The sequence below is a fragment of the Halobaculum sp. MBLA0143 genome, assembly GCF_041361465.1.
Classification (GTDB): Archaea; Halobacteriota; Halobacteria; order Halobacteriales; family Haloferacaceae; genus JAHENP01.
This window is the reverse complement of record NZ_JBGKAC010000002.1, coordinates 332,358-355,790: the sequence shown is the minus strand read 5'-3', so window position 1 is coordinate 355,790 and position 23,433 is coordinate 332,358. Positions and strand designations below refer to the sequence as shown.

At 68.5% G+C, this 23,433-nt stretch carries 25 protein-coding genes and 1 pseudogene; 15 read left to right on the top strand and 11 right to left on the bottom strand.

The features are described from left to right. Positions 1-32 precede the first annotated feature (32 nt). A complete protein-coding gene (locus tag RYH79_RS17025) occupies positions 33-353 on the bottom strand; it encodes a hypothetical protein (protein ID WP_370901555.1) in 321 nt (106 codons plus the stop codon). Between the two features lie 289 nt (positions 354-642). Here RYH79_RS17025 and RYH79_RS17020 point away from each other — a divergent pair, with 289 nt between their 5' ends. Together RYH79_RS17020 and RYH79_RS17015 are read left to right on the top strand one after the other, a co-directional pair. Further along, positions 643-3,093, top strand: coding sequence for a heavy metal translocating P-type ATPase (locus RYH79_RS17020; RefSeq protein ID WP_370901553.1), 2,451 nt, complete (start codon positions 643-645; stop codon positions 3,091-3,093). Positions 3,094-3,188: 95 nt separating this feature from the next. Continuing rightward, positions 3,189-3,599: a hypothetical protein gene (locus RYH79_RS17015; protein WP_370901551.1), complete on the top strand. Its 411-nt coding sequence runs from the start codon at positions 3,189-3,191 to the stop codon at positions 3,597-3,599. A 33-nt stretch (positions 3,600-3,632) separates the two neighbouring features. Here RYH79_RS17015 and RYH79_RS17010 read toward each other — a convergent pair whose 3' ends face one another. Beyond that, entirely contained in the window at positions 3,633-4,175 is a 543-nt protein-coding gene (locus tag RYH79_RS17010) for an ABC transporter permease (protein WP_370901549.1), read from the bottom strand. 35 nt (positions 4,176-4,210) lie between these two features. On the opposite strand from RYH79_RS17010, the gene RYH79_RS17005 reads away from it, so the two are divergent. Beyond that, positions 4,211-4,573, top strand: a complete 363-nt coding sequence (locus tag RYH79_RS17005; protein WP_370901547.1) for a DUF7575 domain-containing protein — start codon at positions 4,211-4,213, stop codon at positions 4,571-4,573. A 1-nt stretch (position 4,574) separates the two neighbouring features. On the opposite strand, the gene RYH79_RS17000 is transcribed toward RYH79_RS17005, so the two are convergent. Continuing rightward, the gene (locus RYH79_RS17000; protein ID WP_370901545.1) at positions 4,575-4,868 is read right to left on the bottom strand and encodes a DUF6684 family protein; all 294 of its coding nucleotides are present in this window, start codon (positions 4,866-4,868) and stop codon (positions 4,575-4,577) included. Positions 4,869-4,993: 125 nt separating this feature from the next. On the opposite strand from RYH79_RS17000, the gene RYH79_RS16995 reads away from it, so the two are divergent. Then, a complete protein-coding gene (locus RYH79_RS16995) occupies positions 4,994-6,739 on the top strand; it encodes a cbb3-type cytochrome c oxidase subunit I (protein ID WP_370901543.1) in 1,746 nt (581 codons plus the stop codon). A gap of 6 nt (positions 6,740-6,745) precedes the next feature. Here RYH79_RS16995 and RYH79_RS16990 read toward each other — a convergent pair whose 3' ends face one another. Continuing rightward, complete coding sequence (locus tag RYH79_RS16990; protein WP_370901541.1) at positions 6,746-6,958, bottom strand: hypothetical protein; 213 nt, start codon at positions 6,956-6,958, stop codon at positions 6,746-6,748. 382 nt (positions 6,959-7,340) lie between these two features. Between RYH79_RS16990 and RYH79_RS16985 the strand changes: the two genes are divergently transcribed. Together RYH79_RS16985 and RYH79_RS16980 are read left to right on the top strand one after the other, a co-directional pair. Beyond that, positions 7,341-7,487: a DUF7512 family protein gene (locus RYH79_RS16985; protein ID WP_370901539.1), complete on the top strand. Its 147-nt coding sequence runs from the start codon at positions 7,341-7,343 to the stop codon at positions 7,485-7,487. Further along, entirely contained in the window at positions 7,487-8,530 is a 1,044-nt protein-coding gene (locus RYH79_RS16980) for a sulfite exporter TauE/SafE family protein (RefSeq protein ID WP_370901537.1), read from the top strand. Before RYH79_RS16985 ends, RYH79_RS16980 begins: the two co-directional genes overlap by 1 nt. Positions 8,531-8,584: 54 nt before the next feature. Here the strand turns inward: RYH79_RS16980 and RYH79_RS16975 are convergent. The 3 genes and pseudogenes from RYH79_RS16975 to RYH79_RS16965 all read right to left on the bottom strand — a co-directional run bounded on the left by RYH79_RS16975 (position 8,585) and on the right by RYH79_RS16965 (position 10,972). After that, positions 8,585-9,699 (bottom strand): annotated as a pseudogene (locus RYH79_RS16975) (aminotransferase class V-fold PLP-dependent enzyme). A 98-nt stretch (positions 9,700-9,797) separates the two neighbouring features. After that, positions 9,798-9,974, bottom strand: a complete 177-nt coding sequence (locus RYH79_RS16970; RefSeq protein WP_370901535.1) for a DUF7535 family protein — start codon at positions 9,972-9,974, stop codon at positions 9,798-9,800. A gap of 2 nt (positions 9,975-9,976) precedes the next feature. Next, entirely contained in the window at positions 9,977-10,972 is a 996-nt protein-coding gene (locus tag RYH79_RS16965; protein ID WP_370901802.1) for an arsenic resistance protein, read from the bottom strand. Positions 10,973-11,138: 166 nt separating this feature from the next. Between RYH79_RS16965 and RYH79_RS16960 the strand changes: the two genes are divergently transcribed. Next, positions 11,139-11,321 (top strand): DUF8073 family membrane protein, encoded by a 183-nt coding sequence (locus RYH79_RS16960; RefSeq protein WP_370901533.1) that lies wholly within the window; start codon positions 11,139-11,141, stop codon positions 11,319-11,321. Between the two features lie 70 nt (positions 11,322-11,391). Here RYH79_RS16960 and RYH79_RS16955 read toward each other — a convergent pair whose 3' ends face one another. Continuing rightward, positions 11,392-11,787 carry a helix-turn-helix domain-containing protein gene (locus tag RYH79_RS16955; protein ID WP_370901531.1) on the bottom strand — a complete coding sequence of 132 codons (396 nt, stop codon included), beginning with the start codon at positions 11,785-11,787 and terminating at the stop codon, positions 11,392-11,394. A 191-nt stretch (positions 11,788-11,978) separates the two neighbouring features. On the opposite strand from RYH79_RS16955, the gene RYH79_RS16950 reads away from it, so the two are divergent. The 7 genes from RYH79_RS16950 to RYH79_RS16920 all read left to right on the top strand — a co-directional run bounded on the left by RYH79_RS16950 (position 11,979) and on the right by RYH79_RS16920 (position 19,441). Continuing rightward, complete coding sequence (locus RYH79_RS16950) at positions 11,979-13,415, top strand: cytochrome ubiquinol oxidase subunit I (RefSeq protein ID WP_370901529.1); 1,437 nt, start codon at positions 11,979-11,981, stop codon at positions 13,413-13,415. Beyond that, on the top strand, positions 13,408-14,403 hold the full coding sequence (gene cydB, locus RYH79_RS16945) for a cytochrome d ubiquinol oxidase subunit II (RefSeq protein WP_370901527.1): 996 nt from the start codon (positions 13,408-13,410) through the stop codon (positions 14,401-14,403). The genes RYH79_RS16950 and cydB overlap by 8 nt, the downstream gene beginning before the upstream one ends. After that, on the top strand, positions 14,403-14,669 hold the full coding sequence (locus RYH79_RS16940; protein ID WP_370901525.1) for a hypothetical protein: 267 nt from the start codon (positions 14,403-14,405) through the stop codon (positions 14,667-14,669). The genes cydB and RYH79_RS16940 overlap by 1 nt, the downstream gene beginning before the upstream one ends. Before the next feature lie 2 nt (positions 14,670-14,671). Continuing rightward, positions 14,672-15,385: a helix-turn-helix domain-containing protein gene (locus RYH79_RS16935; RefSeq protein WP_370901523.1), complete on the top strand. Its 714-nt coding sequence runs from the start codon at positions 14,672-14,674 to the stop codon at positions 15,383-15,385. A gap of 195 nt (positions 15,386-15,580) precedes the next feature. After that, on the top strand, positions 15,581-17,368 hold the full coding sequence (locus tag RYH79_RS16930) for an L-aspartate oxidase (RefSeq protein ID WP_370901521.1): 1,788 nt from the start codon (positions 15,581-15,583) through the stop codon (positions 17,366-17,368). Between the two features lie 82 nt (positions 17,369-17,450). Then, positions 17,451-18,533 (top strand): DUF4367 domain-containing protein, encoded by a 1,083-nt coding sequence (locus tag RYH79_RS16925; protein WP_370901519.1) that lies wholly within the window; start codon positions 17,451-17,453, stop codon positions 18,531-18,533. A gap of 101 nt (positions 18,534-18,634) precedes the next feature. Then, the gene (locus tag RYH79_RS16920; protein ID WP_370901517.1) at positions 18,635-19,441 is read left to right on the top strand and encodes a transcriptional regulator TbsP domain-containing protein; all 807 of its coding nucleotides are present in this window, start codon (positions 18,635-18,637) and stop codon (positions 19,439-19,441) included. Positions 19,442-19,595: 154 nt separating this feature from the next. On the opposite strand, the gene RYH79_RS16915 is transcribed toward RYH79_RS16920, so the two are convergent. Further along, the gene (locus tag RYH79_RS16915; RefSeq protein ID WP_370901515.1) at positions 19,596-20,174 is read right to left on the bottom strand and encodes a hypothetical protein; all 579 of its coding nucleotides are present in this window, start codon (positions 20,172-20,174) and stop codon (positions 19,596-19,598) included. Then, positions 20,171-21,859: a hypothetical protein gene (locus tag RYH79_RS16910; RefSeq protein ID WP_370901513.1), complete on the bottom strand. Its 1,689-nt coding sequence runs from the start codon at positions 21,857-21,859 to the stop codon at positions 20,171-20,173. Before RYH79_RS16910 ends, RYH79_RS16915 begins: the two co-directional genes overlap by 4 nt. 164 nt (positions 21,860-22,023) lie before the next feature. On the opposite strand from RYH79_RS16910, the gene RYH79_RS16905 reads away from it, so the two are divergent. Further along, positions 22,024-22,383 carry a hypothetical protein gene (locus RYH79_RS16905; protein WP_370901511.1) on the top strand — a complete coding sequence of 120 codons (360 nt, stop codon included), beginning with the start codon at positions 22,024-22,026 and terminating at the stop codon, positions 22,381-22,383. Positions 22,384-22,396: 13 nt separating this feature from the next. Here RYH79_RS16905 and RYH79_RS16900 read toward each other — a convergent pair whose 3' ends face one another. Next, the gene (locus tag RYH79_RS16900) at positions 22,397-23,332 is read right to left on the bottom strand and encodes a hypothetical protein (RefSeq protein WP_370901509.1); all 936 of its coding nucleotides are present in this window, start codon (positions 23,330-23,332) and stop codon (positions 22,397-22,399) included. Positions 23,333-23,433: the final 101 nt, after the last annotated feature.

Genomic DNA, 23,433 nt, shown 5'->3' with positions numbered 1-23,433 from the left:
GAGAGAACGGGAGAACGAACCGCCGTCAGTCGTCAGCAGTCGGCGCCGCGACACGGCGCGCCGTCGCGAGGCGAGCGGCGAGGGTCGTCCGCCTCGCGGCTGGCGCGCCGTCGCAGCGTCCCGAGGTCGACACGGTCGCGGAGCCCGGCCGCGACGAAGCCGACGGTGGCGACGGTGAGGACGGCGGCGCCGGCCGTCACCGCCGTGACGACGGGAGCGACGAGTGCCGCCAACAGGAGGTGCCCGGCGACGGCCGCCAGGAGTGTCCCGAACAGCGACGAGGACTTTCCAGCGGGGCTGACTGTCGTTCGGCCGTGCGATGCGGTCGTGGAGTCGCGCGTTCGACTGTTCACACACGGACAGACGGGCCACACCCCCCTGGAGCCAGTGGGCGACTGTCCAGAGTGACCGTCCCCGCGTGTGTCCCAGAGTCCACACTCCCGGACCACGCCGAGTCTAACAGCTTAGAGACAGTGGGGGAGCGACGGCGTTCGGAGCGGGTCGAGAACGCGCCGCGTGGCGAGACGCACCGACGGTAGCTGCCGAGTTAACAACTCAGGAGCAATATATTGTGAAGGAGAGCCACCAAAGCCGGGCTCTGTAGCAGTAGATTTGATAAGACCGGCCCACCGAGAGGTGTGTATGAGCGATAGCAGCGACGAGCCGCCCGACGGCGAGGCGTCCGTCTCCGACGGGTCGGGTGACCCCGACGACCCGTCACTCGGAGCGGCAGAGCTGTCGGTTCCGGGGATGGACTGCCCGTCGTGCGCCGGGAAGGTGGAGACTGCGCTCGGTGACGTGGCGGGGGTAGAGGCCGTCGACACCCGGCCGACGACCGGGACGGTCCGGGTCGATCACGACGCGACAGTGGCGCGTCCGGCGCTCGTCGACGCGGTCGCGGCGGCGGGCTACGAAGTGACGGACGCGGCGGCCAGTGACGGTCACGACCACGACGGTCACGACCACGGCGAGCACGAGGGGCACGATCACGCCGAGGGAGGCAGTCACGACGGCCACGCCGTCGCCGAGTCCGGCAGCGGGGTGTGGCGGAGTCGTCGAGCGGTCGCCACGGCCGTGGCGGCCGTCGTCGTCGGCGGCGGGCTGCTCGCCGAGTTCCTCGGGGCGGTGCCCGACCCCGTCGTCGGAGAGGTGGGCGGGGGCGTGGTCCGGGTCGCGGACCTGGCGTTCCTGCTCGCGGTCGCGGTCGCCGGGCGGCCGATCGTCCGGAACGGCTACTACTCCGCCCGACAGCGGAGTCTCGACATCGACCTCCTGATGTCCGTGGCGATCTTCGGCGCACTGGCGGCCAGCCTGGCGTTCGGCGAGTCGCTGTACTTCGAGGCCGCGACGCTCGCCACGCTGTTCGGGCTCGCGGAGCTGTTGGAGCGACACTCCGTCGACCGCGCCCGCGGGTCGCTCCGCGAGCTGATGGAGCTGTCACCCGACACCGCGACGGTGAAGCGGGACGACGACGACGGGGAGGAGACGGTGCCGGTCGCGGAGGTCGCAGTCGGCGACCGGGTGGTCGTCAGGCCGGGCGAGCGCGTCCCCGTCGACGGCCGGGTCGTCGCGGGCGACAGCGCCGTCGATCAGTCGCCGATCACGGGCGAGAGCGTCCCGGTGGACGTGACCGTCGACGACGACGTGTACGCCGGCAGCGTGAACGAAGAGGGGTACCTGGAGGTGGCGGCGACGACGGCAGCCGAGGACAACACCCTCGCGCGGGTGATCGATCTCGTGGAGGACGCCCAGGCCGAACAGACGGACCGCGAGCAGTTCGTCGAGCGGTTCGCCGGCTACTACACCCCCGCTGTCGTCGGGTTCGCGGCACTGACGACGCTCGTGACCCCGTTCGCTCTCGGGGCCGCGTGGTCGGAGGCGGTCGTCTACGGGCTGACGCTGCTCGTGTTGGCGTGTCCGTGCGCGTTCGTCATCTCGACGCCGGTGTCCGTCGTCTCCGGGCTGACGAGCGCCGCGAAGAACGGCGTACTCGTGAAGGGTGGCCGCCACTTGGAGGCCGTCGGCGAGGTGGAGACGGTCGCGTTCGACAAGACCGGTACACTCACCGAGGGCGAGCTGACCGTGACGGACGTGGTCCCGTTACACGGCAACACGGAGACGGACGTGCTCCGGTGTGCCCGCGGGCTGGAGACCCGCAGCGAACACCCGGTCGGCGAGGCCATCGTCGCCGCCGCGGGGGACGCGGACGCCGCCGACGGCCGCGAGGTGGACGACTTCCAGAGCCTGACCGGCGAGGGTGTCCGGGCGGATCTGGGCGGGCAGACCCACTACGCCGGCAAGCCCGGACTGTTCGAGGATCTGGGGTTCGACCTCTCGCACGTCCACGCGACGACGGACGGCGGCGAGACCACGACGACCGCCAGACGGCTGTGTGACCAGAACGAGTGTCTCGACCTCTTGGACGACACCGTCCCGGAGCTCCAGTCCGAGGGGAAGACGGTCGTGCTCGTCGGCACGGACGAGGAGCTGGAGGGTGTGATCGCCGTCGCGGACGACGTGCGGCCGGCCGCGGCACGGACGATCGAACGGCTCCGCGAGCTCGGCGTCTCGCGGACGGTGATGCTCACCGGCGACAACGAGCGGACGGCACGGGCCGTCGCGGAGCGGGTCGGCGTCGACGAGGTACGGGCGGAGCTGTTGCCCGAAGAGAAGGTGGCGGCCGTCGACGAACTGGCGGCCGACGGCGGCGTGGCGATGGTCGGCGACGGGATCAACGACGCCCCGGCGCTCGCGGCCGCCACCGTCGGGGTGGCGATGGGTGCCGCCGGGACGGACACCGCCTTGGAGACTGCCGACGTGGCGCTGATGGGCGACGACCTCGCCCGGCTGCCGTACCTGCACGAGCTCGCGGACGCGACCGTGAGCGTGATCCGGCAGAACGTCTGGGCGAGTCTCGCGGTGAAGGCCGGACTCGCGCTCGCGGTGCCGTTCGGCTACGTCCCGATCTGGCTGGCGGTGTTGGCCGGCGACGCCGGGATGACGACCGCCGTCACCGGGAACGCGCTGCGGCTGTCTCGGGTCGCCGCGGACGACGACCGAGAGCCCGGCGTCAATCACGACGCGGCCGCCTGACCGGCCATCCGGTCTCGGTTGCCGCTCCCCCGACGTGTCTCGGGGAGTGGAGTGAGCCCCGGACATTCATACGCACGTCACCACTCGTGACAGCCGTGTTCGAACGTCGTCTTCCGACGGTGATCGTCGGACTCCTGTCCGTCGCCATCGTCGTCGCCGTCCCGGCAGTGACGGGTGGCGGCCACTACTTCGCGCTAGCGACACTCCCACCTGCCGTCGGGGTCGTCGTCGCTATCCACCAGCTTCGCCGTCAGTTCGGTGTCCCGGCGTTTGCGGTGTCGATCCGGTCGTCGCCGAACCGGTGGAACGGCGTCGCGGGTGGCACCATCGCGTTCGTCAACTCGCTGATCCTCCAGCGGTGGCTGCAGCCGATGGAGGCCGCGAGGGTCCCCTCTGCGTGCCTCCTCGCGGCGACGCTCCTCGTGTTCGTCTGGCTCACGATCTACGGCGCCGCGCTCAAAGACGTCGCCGACGAAGCAGTCGAGGTGGACACCGAGACGGCGTGAGAGAACGGCCCCGACGGCTGCCCGGTGGACGACTCACACTCGCTCCCAGACGCGCCGCACCGCGTCTCTCGGGCTGTCACGGAGCGCACGGGCCGCCGGGAGCAGGTCGTACTTCACCGAATGGAGGCCGACGATCACGAGCCCACCGGCCAACAGCCCCGCGCCGACGATCCCGACGACGGAGCCGGGCCCGTTCGTGAACTCCGGCACGACGACCGCCACGAGGCTCACGACGACCAGAAGCGCCGTCCCCAGCTTCAGGAGTGCGTCCGACAGCCGCCGCCACCGGGTCGGCCGGTGCTCGGCCGCGATCTCCGACTCGAACTCGCGGCGCCAGTCTGCACGCGTTCGCAACGCGAGATCGTCGGTGTCGGCGCCTGCCGAGCCGTCGGCCGACCGTTCACGCTCGCGTGCGGTCTCAACGACGCTGTCGTGGCTCAGTTCGGTCGTGGCTCGAACTCGTTCCAGCGTCCGGTGTGCGTCCGCGAGCTCGCGCCGGAGTTGCTCGGGGTCGTGATCGGCGAACGCGAGTTCGAACTGACGCTCCTGTGGTTCCTGTAGGCTGCGTCCGACCACAACCCTCTTTGCTGAACGGACGTTCAGTTACGGCAGTGAGCGAGACGCGAGGAAAGCGGGCCTGGCTCGCGGCAGTGTTGGCGGCGACAGTGACGGGGCTGGGGCACGTCTACCTCTGGCGACTCCGGCGCGCGCTCGGCTGGCTGACCGTCGCGGTCGCGGTGGGGTTCCTCACGCTGCCGCAGGGGCTGGACCCGGGGGCAGCCGGGACGGAGGTGCTCCCGTTGCTGGGCGTGTCCGCCGTGAGTACGGTGGACGCCTACCGACTCGCGCGGGCGACCGGCGGCACCGACACCGCGGGCGACACGACGCCGGACTGTCCGGACTGTGGGCGAGAACTGGACCCGGACGTGGAGTTCTGTCCGTGGTGTTCGACGCGACTCGACGACACCGCGTAGCTCACTCCTCGCGCCGTCCGGCAGTGCCCTGGAGCGGCTGGTCTTGTTTGCGGATCACCCACCCCGCGACGGCGCTGACGGCCACGACCCCGACGATCAGCGCGGCGTGGAACAACAGCAACGGGTCGCCACCCTCCCCGCCCAGCGGCGACCACACCCAGAACAACGACACGAACACGGCCAAGATCAGAATCGGGATCACGTTCACCGACAGGTCCGAGACGAGCCCGACGGCGTCTGTGCCGTCACCGTCGTCTGCCCCGGAGTCGCCGTCGTCGCCGTCGCCTCGTCCCATCACCGTTCGGGTGGGGGCGGGCGGACTTGAGCCCTGCCCTCTCCGGCGGTCGCGCCCCGCGGTCGGCGGCCGAGTTGGCGTGTGCCAACCGGGTGGACAAGCATTCTCACGCGGTGAGGATACCCATGGAGACACAGGTGCTGTTCGGACTCCTCTCGGCCGGGCTCCTGGCGGCGGTAGTCGCCTATCTCGCCCGGATCGAGAACTGGCGGACGGTCACCACGAGCGGGACGGCCGTCGGCGGCAGCGAAGAGACGGACACGACCACGGCAGACAAGCCGTCGGGACTGCTCCGGTGGCTCACCACCGTCGACCACCGGGACATCGGGATCCTCTACGGCGTCTACTCCGTCGTGATCTTCGGGTGGGCCGGGGGCGCGGCGATGGTGATGCGCGCCGAGCTGATCGACCCGGAGATGACGCTGATCTCGGCGACGTTCTACAACTCCTTGTTGACGAGCCACGGAATTGCCATGCTGATTCTGTTTGGGACACCCATTCTGGCGGCGTTCTCCAACTACCTCGTGCCGTTGTTGATCGGGGCCGACGACATGGCGTTCCCGCGGATCAACGCCATCGCGTTCTGGCTGTTGCCGCCGTCGGCGTTGCTCGTGATCGCCGGGTTCCTCCCGTTGGAGGGTGTCGTCCCGGCCCAGACCGCCTGGACGATGTACACGCCGTTGTCGGCCGGCGGCGGCGTCGGTACCCAGGGGAACGTCGGTGTGGATCTGATGCTGTTGGGGCTCCACCTCTCGGGCATCTCCGTGACGATGGGCGCGATCAACTTCATCGCCACCATCGTCACAGAACGGGGCCGTGAGGTGACGTGGGCGAACTTAGACATCTTCTCGTGGACGATCCTCACCCAGTCCGGGCTGATCCTGTTCGCGTTCCCGCTGCTGGGAAGTGCGATCCTGATGCTCCTCTTGGACCGGAACTTCGGCACACAGTTCTTCCTGGGCGGCGGCGACCCGATCATCTGGCAACACCTGTTCTGGTTCTGGGGCCACCCGGAGGTGTACATCCTGATTCTGCCGGCGATGGGGATCGTCAGCTACGTCCTGCCGCGCTTCGCCGGTCGGAAGCTGTTCGGCTTCAAGTTCGTCGTCTACTCCACGCTCGCAATCGGCGTCCTGTCGTTCGGCGTGTGGGCACACCACATGTTCTCGACGGGGATCGACCCGCGACTGCGGGCGAGTTTCATGGCCGTCTCTCTGGCGATCGCGGTGCCGACGGCGGTGAAGACGTTCAACTGGATCACGACGCTGTGGAACGGGCGACTCAGGTTGACGACACCGATGCTGTTCTGTATCGGCTTCGTCTCGAACGTCGTCATCGGCGGCGTGACGGGCGTGTTCCTCGCCTCAATCCCGGTGGACCTCGTGCTCCACGACACCTACTACGTCGTCGGCCACTTCCACTACTTCCTGATGGGCGGCACTGTCTTCGCCGTCTTCGCGGGGATCTACTACTGGTTCCCGTTGTACGCCGGCCGGTGGTACCAGGAGACGCTGGGGAAGCTCCACTTCTGGCTGACGATGGTCGGGGTGAACGTGACGTTCTTCGCAATGGTGCTGCTGGGCTACGGCGGCATGCCGCGACGGTACGCCACCTACCTCCCGCAGTTCACGACGCTCCACCAAGCCGCCACCTTCGGCGCACTGGTCCTGACGGTCGGCCAGCTCGTCTGGCTGTACAACGTCGTCGTCTCGTGGCGCGAGGGAGCTCGCGTCGAGAGCGACGACCCGTGGAACCTGGCGGCCGACGACTTGAACACCGCCGAGTGGGCCTGGTTCGCGTCGCGGCAGCAGACGATCGTCGCGGACGGCGGCGAGACGGAGGGTGACGATCGGGCAGAAGACGCGGACTGACGGCCGTCAGTCTCGGTCGCGGACGTTCGGGCCACGGAGGCCGAGCCCCGCGAACACGACGGTCGGGGGAAGAAACAACAGCCCGCCCAGCGCCGTCACCACGTCCTGGTTCGAGAGCCCGTACGCGACCGCGCCTGCCGCGACGGCCAGCGACAGGAGGGCTCCGAGGCAGTATCGACAGTCACGCCCGTCCAGCGAGCGTCGAGTGAGAGCGTTCACGGTCGGCGTACCGTCCGCGGTCGTCCTAACGGACCGGTTGGCGACCGACGAACACGCTTCGTCGTCGGGCAGTGTGGTATCTTACTAACAATATTAGAGTACCACTAGGCCACCGTACAGTCGCCAACACATCCCGACTGTCACGTCTGTCACGCGCCGGGTAGAGAAGACGGAGCGAACGGCGCGCACGAACCGACTCTCGACCCCGTCACGTCACCGGCTCTGCGGAGTCGAATCCGACTCGTAACCTACACACAACTATTCGTGGCCTACGCGAATATAGTATTGTATGATTATTTCAACACTGTTAAGACCCGTCGCCGGCGACTGACAGTCGTGCAGCAAACGAACAAGTCTGTTGCGGCGCGCACGGAGGTGTCGGATGGTCGGAACTGAGCTCGCGTCGACGGCCGACGCGGCGGCCGTGATCGGGGTCGTGCTCGTCGAGGCGTTGGTGCTGTACGTGGGGTACGGCGCTCTAGAGCAGCGGTTCGGCCCGCGGCTCGTGCAGGCACTGGGTGGTTCCTGATGGAGTTGTTCGGCGTCGCGTTGGGTCTGCTGGGGACGTTCGCGGGGTTCGGCGTCCTCGTCGGGCTGTTATTCGGCTTCTTCGGGATGGGTGGGTCGTTCCTCGTCACGCCCGCACTGCTCGTGATGGGGTACGAGACGGACGTGGCGGTCGCCTCCGGGCTGGCGTTCGTGTTCGGAACGTCGGTGATTGCGACGCTGAAACACCGCGATCTGGGACAGGTCGACTACAAGCTGGGCGTCTCGATGATCGTCGGCACGACCGCAGGAATCGAGGTGGGAAAGATCGGGCTCCACTGGCTCCAACGGATCGGGCTGGCGAACGTCGTCGTCAACGTGTCGTACGTGCTCTTACTGGGTACCATCGGCGCGTTCGTCACCTACCGCGCGCTCGGCGACGGGAACGCCGGCTTCGGCCCGGACGAGGAGACGGCCGCAGACGGGGACACGGACGGTCACGAGCCACCGCCGATCGCCCAGAAGATCGGCTCCTACCGTCTCCCGCCGATGCTGGAGCTACGCGGCGGCATCACCGTGTCGCTGTGGCTCGTCCTCGCAGTCGCGTTCGCCACCGGACTGCTCTCCGGGTTCCTCGGCGTCGGCGGCGGGTTCATTCGGATGCCGGCGTTGTTCTACCTCGTCGGCGTTCCCGTCCCGGTCGCGGTCGGGACAGACCTGTTCGAGATCGTGTTCTCCGGCGGGCTCGGCAGCTTCCTGTACGCGCTGGACGGCGCGGTCGACCTCACCATCGTCGTCCCGTTGCTGTCCGGCTCCGCACTCGGGGCGCGGCTCGGCGCGGCGGCGACCGACCTCGTCGACGAAGAAGAGATTCAGGTGTACTTCGGTGTGATGCTCCTCTTGGGCGCCGTCGCGGTGGCGATCCGACAGGTCGGCGGCGTGATCGACGCACCCGTGCTGGACGGCGCCGCACTCGTCGTCATCGTCGGTGCTGCAGTGCTCGTCAGTGGTGCCGTCGCCGTCGAGTCGATCCGCGAACTCCGGGCGGAGGCGGACGCGAGCGGGAGCAGCCAACCCGCCGACTGACGCCGTTCCGGTAGTCACAGGCGACGCTTCTGCGAGAACAGTACGGCTCGGCTCCTACCACGCCGTCTGGAGCGCCTCGGCGAGCCGCTCCACCTCGCCGACGGTGTTGACGGCGTGGATCGACGCCCGGACGGCGTCACGCCCGGGCAGCGACCGCACGACGATCTCGTCGTCGGCGAGTCGGTCGACCGTCTGCTCCGGGTCGGGCACGCGCACGGAGACGAGTCCGGACTCCGGAGGAGTCGGGCTCAGTAGTCGGTCGTCCGGAGTCTCGGCGACGAACTGCCGAGTGAGTTCGTCGATCTGGTCGCGGATCCGGTTGACCCCCACCTCGCTCACGGCGTCGACGGCCTCCCGGAGCGCGCGGTGTGGCGCGGGGTTGGCCGACCCCACCTCGAACCGCCGGGCACCGGGTTCGAGCGTCGGGTTCTCGGCCGACGGGGTCGTGACGCCACGGTAGCCGACGCGCCGCGGGGACAGCTCCGCCGCGGCCTCCGGATCGACGTAGAGGAGGCCGCCGCCCCAGACGCCCAACAGCCACTTGTGGCCGGCGGCGGCGACGGCGTCGGCACCCCACGCCGCCGGGCAGAGGGGTCGCTGACCCGGCACCTGGACGGCGTCGACCAGGACGAACGCGCCGGCGTCGTGTGCAATCTCGGTCAGGTCGGCGACCGGGAGCCGCGTCCCGTGTGTCCAGGTGACCGCACTGAGACAGACGAGCCGCGCGTCGGCGACGGCCTCGGCGAACGCCTCGCGGTCGACCCGGCCGTCCGTCGTCTCGACGACCCGCACCTCGACACCCTCGCGTTCGAGTCGCGCCCACGGGAGCGTCCCGGCGGGGTGTTCGAGATCCGTCCGGACGACCACGTCGCCGGGCGCCCAGTCGACCGCGTCCGCGACGGCCGCGATCCCGGTGCTCGTCGACTCCGTCAGCGCTACCGCGCCGTCGACACGTCGAGAAACGACGCCAGCCGCTCGCGCGTCCGTTCGAACTCCGCGAACGCCCACTCGTACGGACCGTCCGTCGCCGGCGAGGAGAGCTCGTGGCCACGCAGCCCGGCCGTGGCCGCCTCGACGACGTACCGCGGGCTCGGGCCGTGAGCACCGTGGTTGAAGCACGTCGTCTCGGCCAACGCCGGCACGTCCGCCCGCCACTCCAACGGCGTCACGCCGTCACCTCCCGTGTCGTCGGCTCACTCGTTCGTCGCATGCCAGAACCTCCGTCTTCGATTCTGATAAAATTGTCCAACATTCACACTTGCGTGGGTCACTGGAGTCGACTCCAGACGACGTAAACGACGGCGACCACCGGGGCCAGCGGCGCCAACAGCAACAGGAGCGGTGCGGCCAGGAGGGCGCCGGCGACGGTCGCCCGAGCGTCGTGGCTCGCCCCCCGCGAGCGGCCGACAGTCGAGGTCGTCGCGTCGGGGTCGGTGTCGGACACGGTCAGACGAGTCGAGCGACGGCCTCCCGGAGGGTGACTCCGTCGTGGACTGCCGCGCGGCGGAAACGCACGGAGATGGCGCCCAGCGGCGGCTGGAGGAGGTAGCTCAGCGCGACCGGCAACACGGCCGTCGCCGGGAGCCCGTCGGCAGCGACGATCACCGCTAGCGCGACCGAGAGGTTCCGCATGCTCGTCGCGTAGACGAGCGCCGTCCCACGGGCGGGACCTAGCAGTCGACCGAGTCCGCTGCCGACGGCGAACACGACGGCGTAGAAGGCGACGAGCGGGACGACCACACTCGCGGACGCGATTGGGTCGGCCAGGATTGCCGTCGAACGCATCGCCGTGGCGACGAGCACGATGGCCGCGACGCCGAGCGTGCTCACCCCGCCGAACAGGGGTTTCACCCGCTCGAACCCCTCTTGGCCGAGCCGCCGCAGCAACACCCACCGGGTCACGACGGCCACGACCATCGGGGCGACGATCACCCGCGCGAGTTGGGCGTACAACCGATCCGGCTGGAACGTGACGCTCCCGGGAACGAGCACAGAGAGATACACTGGCAACACCGCGACGGCGACGAGGAGATTGACGGCCGTCGCCACCACCGCCGCCTCCAGGTCTCCGTCGGCCAACCCCGTCCACGCCGCCGTCATCCCGGAGGTCGGCACGAGCGCGACGAAGTACAGTCCGACGGCGTAGCCCGGCGAGCCGTCGAAGAACAGCCGCGCCAGTCCGACCGCCAGGACCGGCGTGAACAGGAAGTTCATCGACAGACTTCCGCCGACGGGGGCGGCGTGCTCCCGCACGGCCAACACCTCCCGCAGAGAGACGTTGACGAGCATCGGATACACCATCACGAACAGGATCGGTACGACCGCCGCTCGCAACGCCCGGGGGTCGGCCAGCAACTGCCCGGCCGCCAGCCCCGAGGCCAACGACCCGACGACGACGTACACGAGCCGGTTCTTCAGCCCCGTGAGCAGCCGTCGGATCACCGCCCGTCCACCCCAACGTCCCACCTGTCTAGTGTGCATTTTGAATTTTTCACAATACTACTGAACGGCGGGAGGTCAAAAGAGCCGGTCGGGGTTCCCACTCGGCTGGAAGCCACTCGGCACGCGCCAACCGACGACTGAGGTGGGTCACACGACGAGTTCGACCGTGGAAACCAGACACGCAGTGCTCGCTCTCGTCGTCGCAGTGACGGGGGTGATGGCGGTCCGTGGCGCCGTCGCAGCCGCGGCTGGCGACTTCGGGACGGTCGCCCGTCAGGTCGCCGTCGGCGGGATCCTCGCTGTCTTCGGCGTCGCGCTCGTGCGGAACTGGGACACCGTCGGTGCCTGACGACGGCGGTGTCCGGGCCGCTCGACTCTCGTCGCGCCCGGACGGGCGAGAGAGACAGAAGAGAGAGTCGTCACTCCGATCGCTCGGCGGCGGCACCGTCGTACTTCTCTCGGAACTCCGCGATCAGCCCGCCCATCTGGGCGTACCACTCGTTGAGCAGGCGTTGGAACTCGCCGGCCGCCTCCTCCCCGTCGACGGGGGAGAACACGTGGTAGTAGCCGCCGTCGTCGTAGTTGATCTGTTCGCGCTCGACGAGCCCGGTGTCGACGAGGCGACGGACGGAGCGGTACGCCGTCGAGCGTTCGCGGTCGACCGTCTCCGCCACCTGATCGACCGTCAGCGCCGTCTCGGACTCGACGAGCGCGCCGAACACCTCTCGGTCCAGCTCCGTTAGCCCGTACAGACACTCCAGTAACCCCTCACACTCCATCTCCGTCCGGAGCTGATCTGCGACTGGTTCCGACATACCCGAAACTACACTGTTGGCTCCAAAAGACTTGTGCAATTTTCGAAACACTACGATCCGTCGACGAGCGTTGGCGTACGCCAACCGAACAAGCAGGGTCGCGTGCCGCGAACGCCGTCTGAAGTCGTCCGTCGACGAACTGGCCGTTCGACCACTTCCGACCCATCGCCCCCGATCCACCACACGCCACTATGATCGACCCAGTGCTCGGCAGTCGGCTGCAGTTCGCGCTCACGACTATCGTCCACATCGTCTTCCCCGTCGTGAGCATGGGACTCGCACCGTTCTTGATCTACTTCACCGTCCGAGAGATCCGGACCGGCGAGCCGATCTACGAGCAGTTGCGTCGCTTCTGGACCAGAATCTTCGCCGTCTCCTTCGTCGTCGGCACCGTCACCGGAATCGTCCTGGAGTTCGAGTTCGGCACCAACTTCGCCGCGTTCTCCCGGACCGCCGGCGAACTGTTCGGCGGACCGCTGGCGATGGAAGGGATGATGGCGTTCATGCTGGAGGCGACGTTCCTGGGCGTGTTCGTGTTCGGACGCGACCGGGTGTCCGACCGGCTGTACGTCGTCTCCTCGCTCGCGGTCGGCGTCGGCACCTGGCTGTCTGCGGTGTGGATCCTGATCGCCAACTCCTGGATGCAGACCCCGCGGGGGTACGAACTGGCGACCGAGAACGGCCACGAGGTCGTCCACCTCGTCGACCCCATCGCCGCCTATTTCAATCCCCGATTCGGCTACATGTACGTCCACATGCAGAACGCGGCGGTAGAGTCCGTCGCGCTGCTGATGGCCGGAGTCGCCGCCTACTACGTCTACCGTCACCACGTCTGGGGGAACCCCGTCCAGAACGTCGCATTCTGGCAGACGACGCTGAAAGTCGCGCTCGTCGCGCTCCTGCTCACCGCCCCGCTCCAGGTGTTGCACGGCGACATGTACGCCCGCCACGTCGGCGAGACACAGCCGCAGAAGTTCGCCGCGATGGAGGCCGTCTGGGAGACGGAGTCGTACGTTCCGGAGTACCTCGTCGCCGTCCCGACGGACCTCTCGGACGTGACGGACCCCCGCGCCAAGGAGTTGTTCGGACTCGGCATCCCGGGCGGTGCCTCCTGGCTCGCGTCCGGGGGTGATCCGACGGCCGAGATCACCGGGCTCGACGAGTTCGAGACGGAGGCACCGCCCGTGGCGGTCGTCTTCTGGGCGTTTCGCGCGATGGTCGGGCTCGGCTTCTGGTTCGTCCTGCTCGCCTTCTGGGGTGGCTACCGTTGGCTGACGGGCGGACTGTACGAAGACGGGCTGTTACACGCCAGTCTGATGGCCTCCACCGTGTTGGGAGTCGTCGCAGTGGAACTCGGCTGGGTCGTCACGGAGGTGGGACGCCAGCCGTGGGTGATCCAGGGCGTGATGAAGACCACCGAGGGCGTCACGCCGGGACTGACGCCGACAGAGGCGACGATCACTCTCGCCGGATTCGTCGTCGTCTACGCCGGGCTGTTGTCGCTTTACACCTACGTCGTCGTTCGGATCGTCCGGGCTGGCCCGCCCGGCACGGAGGAGTTGTCGTCCCCGGCCGTCGATCACGACCGTCCGGTGGAGCCACCGGCGGGGGTGGCGAGCGATGACTGACCTCTACGGGCTCGCCGACGGTCCCCTGTTCGGGCTGCCGTTACCGGAGCTGTGGTTCGGACTCGTGTTCGCCATGCTGGCGACGTTCCTGTTCCTGGACGGGTTCGACTTCGGCGCCGGTGTCGTGTTCGGACTCGTCGGCGACGACGAGACGGCCCGCGAGACGGTGTTGTCGGCCGTCGGCCCGTTTTGGGACGGCAACGAGGTGTGGCTCGTCGTGTTCGGCGGTGCCCTGTTCGCCGTGTTCCCGGCCGCGTACGCCTCCCTGTTCGGGCGGCACTACCTCCTCCTGTTCGGGGTGTTGGCGGCGCTGATCGCCCGCGGGCTCGCCCCCGAGATGTACGAGCAACGCCACGACGACCGCTGGCAGCGGTGGTGGGGGCACGCGTTCGTCGCCGGCAGCGTCGCCGCGCCGGCGCTGTTGGGCGTGTTCGTCGGCGACTGGGTCGCCGGCACGGGCTCGTTCTCGCCAGCCGGACTCGTCGCCGGCCCGACTGTCGTCGCGCTGACGATCGTCTCCGGCGTCGCCTTCCTCCGGGTGAAGACCAGGGGAGCGCTCCGAGACCGGCTCCGCCCGTGGGGTGAGCGTGCGCTGCTCGCGTACCTCGTCGGCGTCGGCGCTACGCTCGTGGCGCTGGCGACGACCGCCGGGCGCGCCGACGCCGTCGTCTCGCCGACGGTCGCGGGGTCGGTGGTCGTTTCGCTGGCGCTTGCGGCGGGCTACGTCGTCGCGCTCCGGCGTGACCGCGACCACGCCGCGCTCGTGGCCGCCGCCGGACTCACCGTCGGCCTCGTCACCGTCGTCGCGTCGTCGTTGTACCCCACTATCGACCCCGCCAGCGGGCTGACGGTGTCCGAGGCCGCCGTGTCGACGCTGCCGTTGAACCTGACGAGCCTGGGCGCGGCGCTCCTGTTGCCGCTCGTGGCGACGTACTTCGTCGTGTTGTACTCGGCGTTCGCCGGCCCGGCCAGAGCGGAGGGGTACTGATGGTCCGCGTTCTCTCGCGGGCGATCGTCACCTGGGTGGAGTTGGTGGTCGTCGGCTTCGCCGGCGCCGCGCTCGGTAGCGCGACGAGCGGCCCACCACAACTCGTCGTCTATCTCGCCACCACGCTCGTGTCTGTAAGCGTCCTGTTGTACAACGTCGACCGGCTCGTCGCCGCCCGGGTGGCGAACGCCGGCGGCGACGAAAGAGCGGAGACGGAAGCGCGGAGCGACGACGGAACCGATACCCATCGTGACGGTGTGGTGTGACTGTGCGCGAGTACGTCTTCCAGATCGAGTCCGACTCCGGTGCCGACGACTACGTCGACGCCTTCCGGGCAGAGCGGTCGCTACACGCCGAGGCGCTGTACGTCCCGTTGGACGAGTCACGGGTCTGGCGACTGGAGCGCGTCGAGGGCGATCCCGCGGCGCTGAGCGGCCTCCAGCCGTTGTTGCTCGACGAGGAGACTGACCGTGAGTCGGTGGGCGAGCGGCGCTGTGACGCCGACCGGGCACACAGTCTGTTGACCGAGCGGGCCCGCCAACGGATCGTGTTCTCGTACCTCGACGGCGTCGAGCACTGCGACACGGTGCCGTCGCTGGCGAACCGCTACACCTCCGGCGGGCTGTTCCTCCGACACAGCCAGCGTGGCGCGACGGCAGAGTGGCGCGTGTTCCTCCAAGACGACCAGAAGGTGGGGCTGCTGTACGACACCCTCACTGGTCGCCTGGCCGACGACCGTACGTTCTCGTTCGAACGGTTCTGCGAGGTGGAGTCGTTCCAGCCGGGGCTACTCGGGACGGAACAGCTCCCGACGGAACAGTACGAGACGCTGGCGCTGGCGGCCGACCACGGATACTTCGAGACTCCCCGCGAGGTGACGGTCGGCGAACTCGCCGAAGAGACGGGCGAGCCGCGCTCGACCGTCTCCTACCGACTCCGTCGGGCCGTCGCGGCCGTCGTCGAACGGTTCCTCGACGCCTGACCGTCCCCAGCTCACCGTCGAACGGTTCCTCGACGCCTGACCGTCCCCAGCTCACCGTCGAACGGTTCCTCGACGCCCGACCGCCCTCGGTTCGCCGCCGGCGTACGACCGACTGTCGGTGTGTGAGTGAGGCGCCGACTCGGGCACACTCACACACGCGACCCCATTTATATTCGTTCGGCACGTAGACGTAACGTGAAGAGACAGAGGGAGCCCGGTGACGCGGTGTCGTACCAGACGGAGTCGGTCGGCGTGCTCGTGATCGGGGCGGGCGCGGCGGGCGCGAGAGCGGCCATCGAGTCGGTCCGGCGGGGGGTGGACACGTCGGATCTGCTCGTTCTCGGGAAGCGTGGTCACGGCGACGCTCACACGACGTGGGCGCGTGGTGGCGTCAACGGCGCGCTCGGCACCCGCGACCCGGAGGACAGCCCGGCCATCCACGCCGCGGACACGCTGAAGGAGGGACACTTCCTCAACGACCCCGCGAAGGTGGAGACGGTGGCCTGGGAGATGCCGGGTCACCTCCGCGAGCTGGACGACTGGGGGATGGCGTTCTCCCGGACGGACGACGGCGAGATCGACCAACGCTACTTCGGCGCACAGTCGTTCCGCCGGACCGCCTTCGCCGGCGACCACACCGGGGAGTCGTTGCTCGACACGCTCGTCGCCCGTGCCCGTGAGTTGGAGGTCCCCTACCGCGAGAATCTGACGGTGACGAAGCTCGTCGCCGACGGCGACAGAGTCTACGGTGCCGTCGCAGTCGACCTGGACGACGGGAGCGTCCACCTGATCGGTGCCTCGGAGGTCGTGCTCGCGGCAGGTGGCTACGCGGCGATCTACGACCGTCACACCTCCCGCGACGACGAGAACACCGGCGACGGCCCGGCGCTGGCGCTGGACGCCGGCGCGGCCGTCACGGACACGGAGTTCGTCCAGTTCCACCCGACCGGGATGGCCGTCGACGAGTCCGACCCGGAGTGGGAGCCCTGGCGCGGCCGGCTCGTCACGGAGGCCGTCCGCGGCGAGGGTGGTCGACTGTACAACGCCGAGGGCGAGCGGTTCATGGAGCGGTACTCTCCCGACCAGATGGAGTTGGACGCCCGCGACGTGGTCGCTCGCGCCATCGCACAGGAGGTGCGCGAGGGCCGCGGCACGGAGAACGACGGTGTCTACCTCGACATCTCCCACCGGGACGCCGACTTCGTCCGGGAACGGCTCCCCCGGATGTACGAACGCTTCCAAGACCTGGGCGTCGGCCTCTCCGAAGAGCCGGTGGAGGTGGCGCCGACGGCCCACTACGGGATGGGTGGCGTCGTCGTCGACGACTACGGGGAGACGGACGTGTCGGGACTGTTCGCCGTCGGCGAGACGATGGCGGGCGTCCACGGCGCCAACCGACTCGGCGGCAACAGTCTGGCGGAGACCCTCGTGTTCGGCGCCGTCGCCGGCGAGCGAATCGCCGCCCGCGACCCGGCGCCGGGCACCGTACCCTCGCGACTCGTGGCGTCCGTCGTGGAGCCACACGTCGCCGGTCTCGCCGCGCTGGCCGACAGCGACGGCAGCCACACCCCCGGAGGGGTGCTCGCGGACCTCCAGACGCTGATGTGGGACCACGCCGGCATCCTCCGGACCGGCGACAGTCTCCGCACGGGGCTGGACCGACTGGGGGAGATCCGGACGGCCAGCGAGGACCTGGGGGTTGGCCCGCTCGGCAGCGAGTCGTTCGAACTCGCGCTCGACGTCGGGTTCGCCGTCACCGCCGCCGAGACCGTGCTCCGGGGGGCGCTCGAACGCACGGAGTCGCGGGGGGCTCACTACCGCACGGACCACCGGGACACGGACCCCGACTGGCGGCGACACGTCCACTACCGCGCCGCCGACGTCGGACTCGTCCGGTCGACTGCGTCCGTCGGCGAACCCAGCGACACCGTCCAGGCGGCCGTCGACGCCGACCACGAGCTCGACTACCACCAACTGGAGTGAGGCCGGAGGAGTCCGTGGGGTGTTTCTGAGATTGAGAACCGTTTGGACTGCCTTTGTATCAGTACAATAGACAGAGGAGACGATGGGACAATCGAGACTCGTGGTCGCCACGCTGGCGGTGACGCTGCTCGTCGTGACGGCGGGCTGTGCAGCCGTCGGCGGCGGCGACCCCGACCCGGAGCGAATCGCACAACAGGTACAGGAGCGCCAGGGGGACATCGACGTCGTCCGCGGTGTGCGCGTGACGACCGTCGAGAGTGACGGCAACGCCAACACCACCGTCAGGGAGTACGTGAAACGGCCGCCGAACCAGTCCCGGTCTCGCGTCGTCGAGACGGACGGCGGGTACGCCGGAGCGGGTGACCTGATAGTCCGGAACGAGGGGGAGTTCGTGAGCTACGACGCCAGCGAGAACGCCTACAGTGTGGTGGAGTCGGACACCCCCAACGGTGGACAGGTGGTGACGGCCGAGACGATCAACCGGACGCTCTCGAAGGGTGACGTCTCGTTCGCCGGGACCGACACCGTCGCCGGGCGGAGCGTCTACGTCGTCGAACTCACGCGAGAGACGGAGTACGGCACGAGCAACACGACGCTGAAGGTCGACCAAGAGCACTGGTACCCGCTCGCGTACGAGACGACGACCGTCTACGAGCTCGACAACGAGACTGTCACGACCACTATCTCGATGACCCACCGGAACGTCAGCTTCGACGCGGAGGTCGCGGCCGACGCCTTCGAGTTCGACCCGCCGGCCGACGCGACGTTGGAGCGACGCACCACGTTCACGACGGAGGAGTTCGACTCCGTGGCCGCGCTCGAGGAGGCGGCGCCGTTCGAGCTGTCGGAGCCGGCACTGCCGGACGACTACCGACTCGACACGGCCAGGCTCGTCGTGACGAACGGAAACGCCACGGCGTCGACCGTCTACACCGACGGTGACGACGGCTCGATCCGACTGTCCGTCACCGAGGCGACGGAGTCTCGACTCGACGGCGAGACGGTCGAGATCGACGGGACGACCGCGACCGTCCGGACGTTCGGCAACCAGACGTCGCTGGTCTGGCGCTGTGACGACACCCGGTACAGTCTCTCGGGGACGCTCGACCGCGACGCGCTCGTCGACGCAGCCGGACCGCTCGTCTGTGCTGCGAGCGACGGCTGACGGCGGCGCCCGGCCCGGGAACGGCCTCGTCGCGCCGACCGCCCCTTATCTGTCGATCGCTGGCGACGGATTCTTGTAGCTCCCCAGATGATTGCTCCTATATGAATCGGAATGTACTCGGACAGAGCGCGGCCGAGGTGTTGCACGAGGTGTTCGGTGGCACGGACGGTCCGGTGTTGGCGGCCACGCCGACGGGGAGTCTCGTCAGGCCGTTGGCACAGGTCGCAGACGACCTGGACGACCCGCCGCCGGTGGAGTTGTTCACGACAGAACAGAGCGCCAAAGATCTCCGGGGACAGGCGCCCGTCGCCACGAAGGTGGCGGAGCTGTTGGCGTCCGACGACGACCCGGTCCGACTGCTACCCCCGGGTCTGCGGGCTACGGCCGTCGTCACGCCCGACGACGTGGTGGCGATCGCCCGGACGGCAGACCAGGCTGCCGGGCTCCCGGCGGCGTCGTCGCTGGCGTCGTCGCTACGGACACAGTACCGCGAAGCGTTCGCCGACGCCAGGTCGGCGTTGTTCCGGGTCCCACCGCGGTCGACGGTGCTGAACACCGTCGCCACAGAGCTGGGCGACGAGGTGGCCGCCGACGTGGACGCCTTCCTCACCGTCATGGAGTCACTCGACGCCGTCTCGCTGTCGGAGGCCAGCACCGCGTTCGTCCTCGGGGGCGCCCGCCACGAGTGTGAGCTGTATCGAATCCGCAACACGGTAGAGGACGCGGGCTTCGCCTCGCAGGCGACCGTCACACGCCGGAAACAGCTGCTGGAGCGCGCCGGCTTCGTCACCACCCGCAAGCGTGCCGCCGACATCGGTCGCCCACGACAGGTGTTGGTGGTCCCGGACGACGCCCCCGCCGACGACCCGGAGCGTATCGTGGAGTCGGTCGACGAGATGGAGGCGTGAGCGTGGCTGGAGGGTAGCTCGTCGTCGCATCCTCTCCTCGTAGCTCCTCGGCGTCGTAGCTCCCGAATGAGGCGGCGAAGAACGCGGTGAGTGTGACGGCGACGACTGTGCCGATGGCACCGTCGAACTCCGGCCGTATCCAACGAGGCGCCACTCAGAGACTGTCACTGTCGGCGACGGTGGTCACGTCCGCGACGCTACCGGCCCGCACGGCCACGACACGCGGCGGCGCCGAGACCGTCCCGACGAGCGCGACGGAGTCACCGCGTCGCCCTCCGGCGAGTTCGATAGTCTGCCCCTCGACGGTCGTCTCCGTCGTCGTCTCCGATCCGACCCCCCAGACGTCCCGGAGCAGTTCCGCGAGCTCTCCCGCCGCCTGGTCCGCAGCGGGCGTGATCACGAGCGTGTCGCCCGACGGGGACTCGCTCGGCTCCGCGACGACACGGCCGAAGTAGTCACTGTCGATCTCCTCGAACGTCGTCGGCTCGTAGGCGAATTCGAACGTCTGCGGAGCGGGAACCGTTGCCGCCGGAATCTCGTCGATGAGTGCGGCGGTCGTCGACTCGTACGTGGCGCTGGAGTCGTCGTTGACCACGGGAAGCGATCCGTCCGCCAAGTCCGTGGCAGCGGCCTCCAAGCGACCGTCGACATCTACAGCTCCAGTGTACTCGAGAGCGCCCGCACCGCCGGCAGCACCGATTCCAAGCACGGCGAGCAGCCGTCTTCGGTTCACGACTCGACACCCCCGAATACGGCCGTGTTCACCGATTGGCGCGTCTTCTGGTCCGTGTCGATCCAACTGTGACCGTATGTCAGATCCTCGTATCGGAGCATCTGTCGCATCGTGTCGGCAGTCTGGGCGTATCTGTTGGCGTTCGATTGGGCGTCTGCGAGCACGTCCCAGACACCACCGGTTGGACTGTCGCTGATCGCCTGCCAGTATCGACTCGCAGTCTCGAACAGGAGTGCGTTCATCTGGTAGTTCGTTCGGAGGTACGTGTCGTACGCGAGCACGTCGCCGATTGTCCCGACTCCGTCGGCGAGGCGGTCGTCGAGTGCTTGGAGCGTCCGGACGATCGGGAGTCGAACGGTCGCGTAGTCGTACGTGATCGCGTGGAGCGTCGTCTTGGTCTTCACCACGTCTTCGATCAGTCCGACAGTGCTACTGACCGCGTAGCCAATGAACAGACCCTTGGTTGCCCCGAGAGCCGTGTTCACCGACGAGGTGTACGCTCCAGTGTCGTCCAAGGCGGTGTACATCTCGTCCCACGCCTGCCCGAGTTGTGCGAGGTCGCTGACCTCGCTGGCGAGCCCGACTGTGGCGCCGACGCGCCGACCGAGCGCGTCGCCCATCTCGTCGCGTCGCCGGATCTCACCCGCGAGCCGATCGACGGAACGCCCGTTGTCGGCGCAGGTGACGAGCTTCTGGAACACTTCGCGGTACGGACGTTCCACATCCGACACCGTCCACTCGATGGCGTCTGTACCGAGATCGACGATCGGACCGATAGCCGCTGTCGGCACCCCCGCCACGAAGAACACGAGAATCTCCGTCAGATCCCATCCGACATCGACAGCCCGACCCATCAACTTCAGCCGCTCGGCGTCCCGTCGGAGTCTTCTGGTCCGTTCTTCGGCGGCCTCCCAGTCGACCGTCCACGTCGAGTCTTTCCAAGTGTGAAGTGTCAACACATCCCGAGCAAGGGTTGGCGGAACTAGGTCGAACGACTCCGTAGTGACCGCGAACCGGTCGGCCGAGACACCCGGGATCTGACTCACGATTTTGTACGTCTCTCCGTCGAAGACGACGGGTTCCGTCTCCCCCTCTCGGAGGTCGTACCTCGAGGGAGCGACTGGTGTCTGTGGCTCGGTCGGCGCCACTGTCGTCGCCGGACCGGTGCCATCGGCTGGGGGGGTCACGGCAGTGTCAGTGCGAGTGACAGTCGCGGGCGTCTCGTCGGGGCTTCCCGGGGGTGTCGTCCCGATTGCTTCGAGATTCTGCTCGACGCCGGGGAGTTCGAACGTCTCACCTGCCTCCAAGTCGTCCGTGTTGTTGATGAGTATCTCGTCGCCAAACAGAATGTCGTTGCTCATGCCGGAGTGCTCAACGACGAACTTCAGTGTGCTGTGGGGAGTGCCACGCTTGAATACAAAGTACTCGTCGTTCGTCGGCTCTGTCCCGTCAGTTCGAGCGATCAGCTCTCCGTCTTCGATGCGAAAGGCTCGCCGAGGCTGGTCTTCTGGCGGCTCTTGACCGAAGTCGGCGTTGTCGGCGAACACGACGATCCACAGCGGCGGGTCAACCCCTTCGAGCGGCTCGAAGTGCCGTTCGATGTAGTGCCAGGGGTTCCGTGCTGGGATTGTCTCACCGTCTTCCGTCCGGGTTTTCAGCCGACGGCTAAACGGAAACGTTGGCATGCGATCAAGTGCAGTGTTCCCATTCACCTAAGCTCGGTGGCCACGAAAGTAGTGAGCAGTAGTGCCGCCCGTCCTGACGACGCACACGTCATCCCCGCCCGAGGCCGACCACGAGCGCGACCGCTATCCCCAGACAGAAGTGACAGCCGGGCGTGAGATGGGTCGTGTCACAGACATCTGCCTCGCGGTTTCTGATCGCCGCGACGGTGATCGCCGCCGCGAGCTGTCTCGCCGCGGGCGTCACGCCGCTCGTCACCGGTGCCAGCAGGGCGTTCACGGGGAGCATCACGACCAGCGGGCTGCTGGGTGTCGTGTTCGGGGCGCGGAGCGTCCAACTGTTGCGGGCCGACGGCGTGGTGTCGTTGCCGCCGGCCGTGTTGACCACGATCTTCGGCGGGTGGTTCATGCTCGCACCGTTGCTGTACGAGGTCGGGTTCCTCCCGACCGCCGGGACACAGTTGGCCGGGACACTCGTCGCCACGTTCGGCTTCTACGCCGTCGTGGCGGGGCTCGACGGGGAGTAGCCCGCCGGTCGCCTCAGGGCTCGTCGATCCAGACGAGCCGCCAGTCGTCGTCTTCCGTGGCGACGAGCCACTGGAGCGTCGGGCCGCCGGTGTCGTCGCTCGCCAGCGTCACGTCCACGAGCGCGTTCTCGTCGGCGACGGCGGCGAGGTCGTCTTCCGAGAGCCAGCCGTCGAGGAAGCCCGACAGCGACGACACCTCGTCGGCCGTCAGCCCGCGGTCGGCGAGTGCGGTGTCCGTGAACCGGAGACTCGTCTCGCTCTGGAGTGCCATCGCGGGCACGCCGTCTTCGGTCGCCAACGGCGAGACCTCGTGCGCCAACTCCCGGACCTCGAGCGCGAACGCCTCCCCGTCCGCGGCCGTCGCGGCCTGGCGGTAGTACTCCCGCACGGCCGACTGGGGCGTGTTCGCGCCGACGGGCCACAGGAGTCGCCAGTTCCGTTCCTCGTCGTCGCCGTCGCTGCCCGCCGGCTCGGGGGCGACGAGCCACCCGACCTGGAACGTTCCGCCGACGATCTGCGGGTCGGTGAGCGTCGCCGTGACGACGACGGTCTCGGCGGCGACACGCCGGAGTTCGGCCGTCGAGAGCCAGCCGGCGAAGAACGACGACATCTCGCCGATCTCCGTCGTCGTCACTGCCTCTTCGGTGACCGACGCGGCAGTGACGCGCTGGCGGAGGGCGTCGTCGAACAGCATCGGCGGCGTCTCGTCGGGGTCCGACAGCGGGGACACACGGTGTGAGAGCCGCCGGGCGTCGACAGCGAACCCGTCGACGCTCGTCGTCTTGCTCGACAGCCGGTAGTACTCTCGGACGGTCGCGACCGGGCCGTCCGTGTCTGTCTCGTCCGAGTCGTGACCTTCGTGCGTCACAGCCGCCGCGGCTGGTGTCGATCCGAGCGTGACCCCGAGCGCGGCCGTCCCGCACGCGGAGAGGAGGGATCTACGTCGCACGCTTCCGTGCGGGAGCCCAACCGACATATGTTTCGTGGCCGTGTTTCCGGCTGTGAGACGGGTGTGCCGGCGAGTTGTCAGGTCGGCGAGGTCGTCCCGAG

What these genes read in the sequence shown, in the direction of transcription:
- RYH79_RS16940 (WP_370901525.1), top strand. Translation starts at nt 14,403, where the DNA reads ATGGTCCGCGTTCTCTCGCGGGCGATCGTCACCTGGGTGGAGTTGGTG.
- RYH79_RS16925 (WP_370901519.1), top strand. Translation starts at nt 17,451, where the DNA reads ATGGGACAATCGAGACTCGTGGTCGCCACGCTGGCGGTGACGCTGCTC.
- RYH79_RS16980 (WP_370901537.1), top strand. Translation starts at nt 7,487, where the DNA reads ATGGAGTTGTTCGGCGTCGCGTTGGGTCTGCTGGGGACGTTCGCGGGG.
- RYH79_RS17000 (WP_370901545.1), bottom strand. Translation starts at nt 4,868, where the DNA reads ATGGGACGAGGCGACGGCGACGACGGCGACTCCGGGGCAGACGACGGT.
- RYH79_RS16910 (WP_370901513.1), bottom strand. Translation starts at nt 21,859, where the DNA reads ATGCCAACGTTTCCGTTTAGCCGTCGGCTGAAAACCCGGACGGAAGAC.
- RYH79_RS16920 (WP_370901517.1), top strand. Translation starts at nt 18,635, where the DNA reads ATGAATCGGAATGTACTCGGACAGAGCGCGGCCGAGGTGTTGCACGAG.
- RYH79_RS16950 (WP_370901529.1), top strand. Translation starts at nt 11,979, where the DNA reads ATGATCGACCCAGTGCTCGGCAGTCGGCTGCAGTTCGCGCTCACGACT.
- cydB (WP_370901527.1), top strand. Translation starts at nt 13,408, where the DNA reads ATGACTGACCTCTACGGGCTCGCCGACGGTCCCCTGTTCGGGCTGCCG.
- RYH79_RS16985 (WP_370901539.1), top strand. Translation starts at nt 7,341, where the DNA reads ATGGTCGGAACTGAGCTCGCGTCGACGGCCGACGCGGCGGCCGTGATC.
- RYH79_RS17020 (WP_370901553.1), top strand. Translation starts at nt 643, where the DNA reads ATGAGCGATAGCAGCGACGAGCCGCCCGACGGCGAGGCGTCCGTCTCC.
- RYH79_RS16955 (WP_370901531.1), bottom strand. Translation starts at nt 11,787, where the DNA reads ATGTCGGAACCAGTCGCAGATCAGCTCCGGACGGAGATGGAGTGTGAG.
- RYH79_RS16995 (WP_370901543.1), top strand. Translation starts at nt 4,994, where the DNA reads ATGGAGACACAGGTGCTGTTCGGACTCCTCTCGGCCGGGCTCCTGGCG.